7 protein-coding genes and 2 pseudogenes are annotated in these 9105 nt (G+C 52.9%); all 9 read left to right on the top strand.

Annotated features, from left to right (window positions below; translation table 11 throughout):
- Positions 1 to 122 precede the first annotated feature (122 nt).
- The 9 genes and pseudogenes from R2R70_RS12745 to R2R70_RS12785 all read left to right on the top strand — a co-directional run bounded on the left by R2R70_RS12745 (position 123) and on the right by R2R70_RS12785 (position 9043).
- The gene (locus R2R70_RS12745; RefSeq protein ID WP_410978196.1) at positions 123 to 4796 is read left to right on the top strand and encodes an RHS repeat-associated core domain-containing protein; all 4674 of its coding nucleotides are present in this window, start codon (positions 123 to 125) and stop codon (positions 4794 to 4796) included.
- Between the two features lies 1 nt (position 4797).
- Positions 4798 to 5076, top strand: coding sequence for a hypothetical protein (locus R2R70_RS12750; RefSeq protein WP_216061066.1), 279 nt, complete (start codon positions 4798 to 4800; stop codon positions 5074 to 5076).
- A gap of 545 nt (positions 5077 to 5621) precedes the next feature.
- A complete protein-coding gene (locus R2R70_RS12755) occupies positions 5622 to 5750 on the top strand; it encodes an RHS domain-containing protein (RefSeq protein ID WP_410978197.1) in 129 nt (42 codons plus the stop codon).
- A gap of 42 nt (positions 5751 to 5792) precedes the next feature.
- Positions 5793 to 5945 (top strand): annotated as a pseudogene (locus R2R70_RS12760) (RHS repeat-associated core domain-containing protein); the annotation flags it as partial.
- Positions 5946 to 6371: 426 nt separating this feature from the next.
- On the top strand, positions 6372 to 6728 hold the full coding sequence (locus R2R70_RS12765) for a hypothetical protein (protein WP_216061057.1): 357 nt from the start codon (positions 6372 to 6374) through the stop codon (positions 6726 to 6728).
- Positions 6729 to 6941: 213 nt separating this feature from the next.
- Positions 6942 to 7373 (top strand): RHS repeat-associated core domain-containing protein, encoded by a 432-nt coding sequence (locus tag R2R70_RS12770; protein ID WP_410978198.1) that lies wholly within the window; start codon positions 6942 to 6944, stop codon positions 7371 to 7373.
- A gap of 57 nt (positions 7374 to 7430) precedes the next feature.
- Positions 7431 to 7568 (top strand): annotated as a pseudogene (locus tag R2R70_RS12775) (hypothetical protein); the annotation flags it as partial.
- Between the two features lie 19 nt (positions 7569 to 7587).
- Positions 7588 to 7914 carry a hypothetical protein gene (locus R2R70_RS12780; protein WP_410978199.1) on the top strand — a complete coding sequence of 109 codons (327 nt, stop codon included), beginning with the start codon at positions 7588 to 7590 and terminating at the stop codon, positions 7912 to 7914.
- Between the two features lie 322 nt (positions 7915 to 8236).
- Positions 8237 to 9043: an RHS repeat-associated core domain-containing protein gene (locus R2R70_RS12785; RefSeq protein WP_410978200.1), complete on the top strand. Its 807-nt coding sequence runs from the start codon at positions 8237 to 8239 to the stop codon at positions 9041 to 9043.
- Positions 9044 to 9105 lie beyond the last annotated feature (62 nt).

A 9105-nucleotide genomic window follows, 5' to 3' on the forward strand; every position in this document is an offset into this window, starting at 1 on the left:
GCCCACAATTTCCGGTGGAGCTTGTGGATCGCGCCATCGCGATGCGGGTGGTGACCTCGGACCCTTCGGCTGAGCCTGTATCCCCCGGCGTGGATATCCAGACCGAGCCGGAAGACAGCACGATGCTGGATATCGTGATTCAAGCGGCTTACATGGTGCCGGTCGTCGGTAACGTGATGGCGGTGGGCGATGTCGCGCGCGATATCGTGGAGCTATGCGACGACAGCTCAGAGGGTGAGCCGAATCACGTCAACCCCTGGCTGTGGGCCATCTTGGTCATCGATGCCATCGGGATCATCCCTGCGGCAGGTAACGCTTCGCGCCCAGTCCGAGTTGCCTCGCGTGAAGCAATTCTGGCCTTCATTCGCGGCGAAGGCATTGCCATCGTGGCGCAACTGCTCTGGAACAATGCCGGTGGTGATGCCATCGAATTCGTGTCCAAGATGCAGGATTGGCTGAAGGAACAGCAGCCACTGTTGCGTCGCTACGCTGCCAACACCATCGGCAGTATCGAGAAGCTTGTTGCGGACCCTGTGAATGGCGCTGAGCAGGCCGGATTCATCAAGAGGAATCCAGTCTGGTATGACGTCCCTGACAAGACCAAACATATCTTGCTACAGGCATTTGATGTACTGATAGAAAAGTTTGGTGAAGACCAGCGCCAACAATTGCTGGGGTCCCTGCGTCAATTGAAGGGCGTGGCGGACAAGATGATCGTGTTGGCCATCGATAATCTGATGCCGGTGCTTATCGCACTAGGTAGTGCCCTGATCGCCAAGCGCAAAAAATCACCTGTGGAGATTCAAGGTAAGGCTACTTCAAACGCAAGCAATCACCATCTGCGTAGCGATCGGCAACAACACTCCACCACTGATGGTCGCAAGCCCAGCGACACTCCCGCTGGCTGTGCCTGTGGCATGGCTACCAGTGCAAGGCAAAGCCCGAACCCCATCGATTATGCGATGGGCGATGAGAACCTGTGGCAGACCGATTTTCGTGTGCCGGGTCTGATCGATGTCGAGTGGACACGCTACTATCGCTCCAGCATTGACGCGCTCGATGACAGTGAGCTCGGCGCTCGCTGGAACTCGCCGTACCACATGCGCTTAGAGCAGCGAGCGACGGGTCTGGTATTTGTCGATGGCTTGAATCGCACGCTGGCGCTTGAGCCGATTGCCATCGGTGAGCAACGCTTTCTGACACGCGAAAGCATGACGCTGGCGCATCCTGAGGCCGACAGCTACACCCTGACGTATCTGGATGGCAGCGTAGAGCGTTATCAGCACATTGGTGATGCCACGGCTGCCGGCGCGACTCACTATCGCCTCGTTGAACAGCGTGAGCGCGATGGCCGTGCACTGACGCTTTCCTATCAGCAGGGACGCCTGGCCTCTATTACCGATGGCGCTGAGCTGGAACTGCACTTCCTCTATTCCCATGCAGGGCTACTCGAGCGCATCGTGCGTCACTATCCCTCTCTTGAGGATGGCGCTCCCAGGCATGAGCCGGAAGTGCTCGCGCTATATGCCCACGACAACGAAGGCAATCTGGTATCCCATCGCAATGCGCGGGATTATCAACGTGACTATCAGTACTCGCATCATCTGCTGACGCGCTACACCAACCTCAATGGTGTCGGGGTCAACCTGACCTGGGACTGGCCGGGCAAGGCTGAGGGCGTATTTCCTATTGCCCGCGAGGCACGTTGCGTACGCAATGCGCTGGACGATGGCAGCGAAGATACGCGCTTCGAATATCACCGTGAGCTCTGGTACACCAAGGTGACCGATGCTCAGGGTGTCGTCTCGATCTATCGCTACAACTTCGATAATTACATCGAATCGATCACGCGGCCTCATCACCCTGAACTTGGCAGTGAATACTGGCAGTGGGACGAAGAGATGCGCCTTGTCGCGCATACCGACGGCGAAGGGCGCACGACGCGCTATCGCTATGACGCCCAGGGTCGGATGACAGCGGTGACCGACCCGCTGGGCCTGACCACTTTGGTGGAGTACAGCCGTCAGGGGCTGCCCACCAAGGTGACAGACCCCGAAGGGCGTGTGCGCATGACACGCTTCGATCCGCGCGGGCTGCCCGCAGAAGAGATTGCCCCGACAGGGCGCAAGACAACCTTCAAGCACAATGCCCAAGGGCTGCTCGAGGCCATGACGGACGCCGCGGGCAATACCTATCGCTACGAATGGAATTCCCAGGGCCTGTTGCTCAGCGCCAGCGACTGCTCGAACAAGACTACCCACTATCACTATGATTATCGTGGGCATATCAGTGAGATCGTCGACGCGGCGGATCAGCGAACTCGCTATCAGCTAGATATCGCTGGCCTGCCGGCATCCATTCGTCACGCAGATGGGGCGACCGAGACCTTCACCCATGATGGTGAAGGCAATCTGATACGCCATGTTGATCCCGCAGGGCATCAGACGCGCTATCGCTACAACGCCAAGCATCAGCCGATTGAGCGGCGTGATCCCCTGGGGCAGACGCTCAGCTATCACTATGATCCGCTGCTGCGCCTCAAGCAGTTGGTCAATCAGAATGGCGACCACTGGGACTTCCACTATGACGGTGGTAGCCGCCTGATTCGTGAACGTGGCTTTGATGGCCGTACCAAGCAGTATCGCTATGATGGCGCGGGCAGCCTGGAATCCTTGCAGGAAGGCGAGCAGATCACCCAGTTTGCGCGTGATCCGCTGGGACGACTGTTATCTCGACAGACGGAGCTGCCGGGACAGCTACCGCTCAAGACCATCTTCGGGTATGACCCGCAGGGCAGGCTGATACGTGCGGCCAATGATGCCAGCGAAACACGCTTCTACTTTGACGATGCCGATAACCTGATCGCGGAATCTCAGCAGCACCAGCTGCCCAACGGCCATCAGATGAGTGCGGTGACGCGCCATACCCACGATGCGCTGGGCAATCGCGAGACCACCACGCTACCGGATGGTCAGCAGATCAGCTGGTTGCGTTATGGCTCCGGTCATGTGCTGTCGATGGCATTGGACAATGAGGAGTTGCTCGGCTTCGAGCGTGATGACCTGCACCGTGAAGTGCGCCGTCATCAGCGTGGGCGTGAGACGACATCGCAGTATGATCCGGTCGGGCGCTTGATTGCCCAGCACAGTCAGCTGCAGCAGCGGGGTTCTTCGCAGGTCGCTGCGATGCAGGGTGCAGCAGGGCAAGGCAAGACGTCGGCCATCAAACGCCGCTGGCAGTACGCGGACAATGGCTTGCTGACGGCGACCGATGACAGTCTGCGCGGCACTACGCGCTACGGCTATGATGCCTTGGGCCGCTTGCGTCAGGCTGTCTCGCCGCTGCGGGAAGAGCACTTCGCGTTTGATCCGGCGGGGAATTTGGTTGAATCGGATCGCCAAGGTGCTGATAACAGTAACAGCACACAAGCAACCCGCTGGACGCAGGAGCGCCCGCGTGACGGCCTGGATCACACGCCTGAGTCGCGGGTATGTGTCGATTTCCCCAATGCGCCCAAGCTCTCTCCCGCGATGGGCAACCTGCTCAAACGCTATGCTGGCACCCACTATCACTACGACACCTATGGCAATCTGACACGCCGCATCGAGCCCAATGGCCAGGCATGGCATTATCAGTACGATGCCGAGCACCGCATGGTCGAGGCCAGCCGTTACGCTCAGGCGCCGGCCGCAGGTGATGAGGCAGTCCCTCTGACTCACGCGCGCTATGCCTACGACAGCATGGGCCGACGCATCTGGAAACAGGTGACACAGCAGGGCAACGCTCCAGAGCTGACTGTATTCACCTGGAATGGCGATCTTTTACAAAGCGAAGAAAGATACCAAGGCCATCTGCCTGGCATGGCCTATGCGCCATTGCTCAAGCTGAAGGTAGAAGATCCGAGCCGCTCCTATTCGACACCCATCGCACAGCGCCAGCACACGCTTGGCCATCTAGCGAATGTTATCCCGCTGCGCCGCGTGAGCTATCTGTTCGAAGCCAACAGCTTCATCCCTGTCGCGAAGCTGGAAACACGCTTCGAGGCAATTGAACAACAGACCGGCACCGGCCAGTCTGGCGATACCATCTATCAGCCCTCAGCGGCCGAGCTTTACTACTTCCAGACCGACCACCTTGGCACACCGCTGGAAGTCGCTGACAGCGACGGCAATCTCGTCTGGGTGGGCCAATACCGTGCCTGGGGCCAGCTCGAACGTGCACAAGATGGCAATGGCGAGCGCGCCAGCACCGACAATCCGCTGCGCTTCCAGGGCCAGTACCACGATGAAGAAACCGGCCTTCACTACAATCGCTTCCGCTACTATGATCCCGCAGTAGGGCGCTTCACGACTCAAGACCCTATTGGTTTGATGGGTGGCGAGAACCTGTATCAGTACGCGCCCAACCCGACCGGGTGGGTGGATCCACTGGGGCTGAGTAAGTGTGATTGTCCACGTGCTAATGCTTATTCAACTGCATATGAGATGAAGTTGGAAACCACATCCTACCCAGGAGTTTCACGTGGTCGTCATTTTCAAGAAGCAAATGAATCTCTTCTCAGGGATATTGAGGCAGATAGTAACTTCTCGAGAAGTATGCAAGATTTAGGTGTTAATGTTGAAAGAACACCTACAGGTCTAGCACCTAGACGACCACCTTCAAATTGGACTTGGCATCATGAGCTAGATGAGGGGGTTATGAGGCTGGTACCTCGTGCACAACATACTCCAGGTAGTAAGTACTGGAAGGCCTTACATCCTGAAGGTTATGGTGGTTATTCTAAATGGGGGAAGTGATATGAAGTTAATTAATGTTGTTAGCGATCTTTCAAAGCTGAATGGTGATCATACTATTTATGCTACAGAGCCATTTTCACCTGACTCTGAAGTTATTGTAACCTTAGAGCCTGAGTCTGGTGAGTTACCTACCCAAGCTTTCTCTATTGGTGCGAGATATTTTATAGAGGTTTTCATTGCTTCTGATTTTATTGATGATTGGAGTAATGGTTTAAGTAAGCTACCGTCTCCTGAAGAAACTTGCCTAAGATTGATAGAATATGCAGAAAAAGATGCATAGATCATAGCTAATGGAATTTTTATGGCTTTCGGTTATGCTTGAGCCATTATAAGCCTCAATCGGCTAGTTGAGGCTTTACATTAAGAAGTATTGCCATCTTGCCTCCTGTATCTCCCTGCTATAGGGGGCTGCCAAAGTTATATGAATGGGCGAATGCAGTCACTGAGTGCAATACTCTTATTTAATTGAAGATTGCGAATCATTGTGTTTTACCATTAGCTCATTCATCACCTCAATGGGGCATTTGAAGTCGAAACGCTTCCGAAGTCACATATGCAACTCGAAGGCAATAACTCCAACTCTTCCTAGCTGATCAATAAGAGATTCCTCCCCTTAGAGATACTGGTGAATAAAGCTATTGTTATTCTCTTCGCTGCCCCTTTGCCAAGGTCTATGAAGGTCCTAGAAGTGGGCGGTAGCGCCAGTATTTTCCGTGATAGCGGCATATATGGTTACGTACCGCTTTTGGTCTTAGGCTAGGGTCCTTCGTACTTGATCGTAAGCAGATCAGCTGGTTGTATTATGGCTTCGGTCATGTGCCGTCGATGGCATTGAATAATGAGGAATTGCTCGGCTTCAAGCGGGATGACTTCCAGGCCGACCACCTCGGCACACTGCTGGAAGTCGCTGACAGTGACGGCAACCTCGTCTGGGTGGGCCAATACCGTGCTTAGGGCCAGCTCGAACGAGCAAAAGACAGCAATGGCGAGCGTGTCAGCACTGACAATCCGCTGCGCTTCCAGGGCCAATACCACGATGAGGAAATTGGCCTTCACTACAATCGCTTCCGCTACTATGATCCCGCAGTAGGGCGCTTCACGACTCAAGACCCTATTGGTTTGATGGGCGGAGAGAACCTGTATCAGTAAGCGCCCAACCCGACGGGATGGGTGGATCCGCTGGGGTTGACAGTCTTTGACGTCGGCAGCTATGGAGATCTCAGAAATGCAGTACGTGGTGGGGGCACTGGTTTAGATGCTCACCATGTTGGTCAAAAGGCTGTTATGAAGAATTTAGTATCTGAATATGATCCTAAAACAGCACCAGCTATTTTGGTGCCTAAATAAGGGCATACTGTTTCAAAAGCAGGAGTTGGGATAGTTTCGCGTAGTAAGAAGAACCCAGCGACAGGTCAAGAATTTACTAACGGAAGAGATCTCATGGCTAGGGATATTCGAGAGTTAAGAAGGGTTTATCCGGATGCTCCTAACAGTCAGTTGCAGGAGTTGATTAATCTTAATAAAGAAATGTATCCTGAATTAAGACGCTGTTCTTGTAAATGATCGGAGTATATTATGGATATTGATGAAAAAATAGTGAAAGCAATTTTAGCAGAAATAATCGATGATGTTCATGCGGGCTACAAGCATAAGCTTCTTGAGGAAATAGAGGTCAATGAGCCTAATGATTTATACTCAAGAGCCAAGCTAAGTATGAAAAGTTTAACTGTAGAACAGAAAAAAGATATACTCGACTTCATTAGGATGGCTATGATTGATGCTTCATCGGTAATTTTTGGAACTATAGATGGTTCTCATTTTCCTAAAGGAATTCACGGAGATTTCATGCTAAAATATGAAGACTGTGAAGTGCAAGGCTCTCTTCAAGATATTCTTATTTCGGAATCCGAAGATCTAAATGTTTATAAATAGTCCTTGTCATAGGTGGGCGGCCTCAATGACCAAGTGTATGAGTGGGTTAGAAGTAGATTCTAAGTAAGATGCTGCTGCTAAATTGGTAGTAGTATGTTGTCTAATAATATATTAAGTAATCTGGTCTAATAGAATCGCCATGCCAGTCATGCCGGCTATCAGTCCTCGGCCGCCGAGTTTTATTACTTCCAGACCGACCACCTCGGCACACCGATGGAAATCGCTGGCAGCAAAGGCAATCTCGTCTGGGTGGGCCAATACCACGACGAAGAAACCGGCCTTCACTACAATCGCTTCCGCTACTATGATCCCGCAGTCGGGCGCTTCACGACTCAAGGCCCTATTGGTTTGATGGGAGGCGAGATTCTGTATCAGTACGCGCCCAACCCGACCGGGTGGGTGGATCCGCTAGGGTTGAGTAAGTGCTGTAATCTAGGGAAGGATGCGAGTGGAAGGCCACTTGAAAGTAGTCAATATTCTGTTTATGCAGAGTCTAACTTATCCCGTGGGGAACATTATCCAGGACGTTCTGATCGTGCGCACTTCCAAGAGGGAAATAGACAGTTGCATGAGCGCTTTGAAACTGATCCGAGTTTTGCTGATTCTATGAATAGCCAATATCCAGGTATTGTACAAAGGGTATAGCCAGGGGTTAGAGGAGCGCATTCTAGAGCAGCTCCTTATCCAGGAGAAAATGGTCTAACATGGCATCATCACCCCGAGAGAGAGGGAGTGATGCAGCTTATACCCAGAGCACAGCATAAGGCAGGTGGTAATGTGCAGCATACCCTTCATCCAGGTAAACGAGGAGGGATGGAGAATTGGGGTGGCGGTCGTTGATTAACTTTGGAGAAGTCGCATGAGTATCAATACGTATAAATTGATTGATGTTTTGAAGGGCACGGAAGGGTTAGGTGAGGATGATGCTTTATACTTGCCTCCTGGGCCTTGGGAAAAAGAAACTACATCTCTTGCTTGGGATGTCGATGATGTCGATGATGTCGACCCAGACGCTGATCCTGAAGCAGCTAAGCAGCTTGGTATGAAGTACGTGATCATGATTCAGGATTTAGATGATATCGCAAAAAATTTAGAATCACAGATAGATAATCCTAGTGACGATGATTACTTGAGTGCTTTTATTTCCTATATGGAAAATGACGCTTTTATTTATAATGGCACATGATTTTCGGGTTCCTTCTGGTTGACTGCAGCCTGAGTGAATAAGTGCCTGTGCAAAATTAAACGTACATAGAAGTTCAGTACGGAATTGATACTGTGCTGACAGAGTGCACGAAAATTTCTGCATAAGCACTTAGCTCCAGCTGTTCGACTTGCCATTCCTTCATCGTTGCGGTTGGCGTCTTGTGAAGTAGAACCTTCTGAGAAATGTGGTGGTTGTACCGCCAGTAATAACGCTTGAGCGTCTGCTTAAAGTGCTCACTTCATAGTGCCGCATCGAGCCCAATGGCCAGACATGGCACTATCAGTACGATGCCGAGCACCGCATGGTCGAAGCCAGCCGTTACGGCCAGGCACCTGCCGCAGGCGATGAGGCAGTCCCTCTGACTCACGCGCGCTATGCCTACGACAGCATGGGCCGACGCATCTGGAAGCAGGTGACACAGCAGGGCAACGCTCCAGAGCTGATTGTCTTCACCTGGGATGGCGATCTTTTACAAAGCGAAGAGAGATACCAAGGCCATCTGCCTGGCATGGCCTATGCGCCGTTGCTGGAATTGAAGGTAGAAGACCCGAGCCGCTCCTACTCGACGCCTATCGCACAGCGCCAGCACACGCTTGGCCATCTAGCGAATGTTATCCCGCTGCGCCGCGTGAGCTATCTGTTCGAAGCCAACAGCTTCATCCCCGTCGCGAAGCTGGAAACACGCTTCGAGGCAATTGAACAACAGACCGGCACCGGCCAGTCTGGCTATACCATCTATCAGCCCTTGGCAGCCGAGCTTTACTACTTCCAGACCGATCATCTTGGCACACCGCTGGAAGTCGCCGATAGAGAAGGCAACCTCGTCTGGGTGGGCCAATACCGTGCCTGGGGACAGCTCGAACGCGCAAAAGATGGCAATGGCGAGCGTGCCAGCGCTGACAATCCACTGCGCTTCCAGGGCCAATACCACGATGAAGAAACCGGGCTTCACTACAATCGATTCCGCTACTATGATCCCGCAGTAGGGCGATTCACGACTCAAGACCCTATCGGTTTGATGGGCGGAGAGAACCTGTATCAGTACGCGCCCAACCCGACGGGGTGGGTGGATCCACTGGGGTGGGCCAAAAGGCGGCGGTCTCAATGACCAAGTGCAACACGTGACCCATCAGGTACGGTGTTGCCATGAACCACTGCTATCGCCATCTT

Source organism: Cobetia sp. SIMBA_158, assembly GCF_046566945.1.
In the GTDB taxonomy this organism is placed as follows: Bacteria; Pseudomonadota; Gammaproteobacteria; order Pseudomonadales; family Halomonadaceae; genus Cobetia; species Cobetia amphilecti.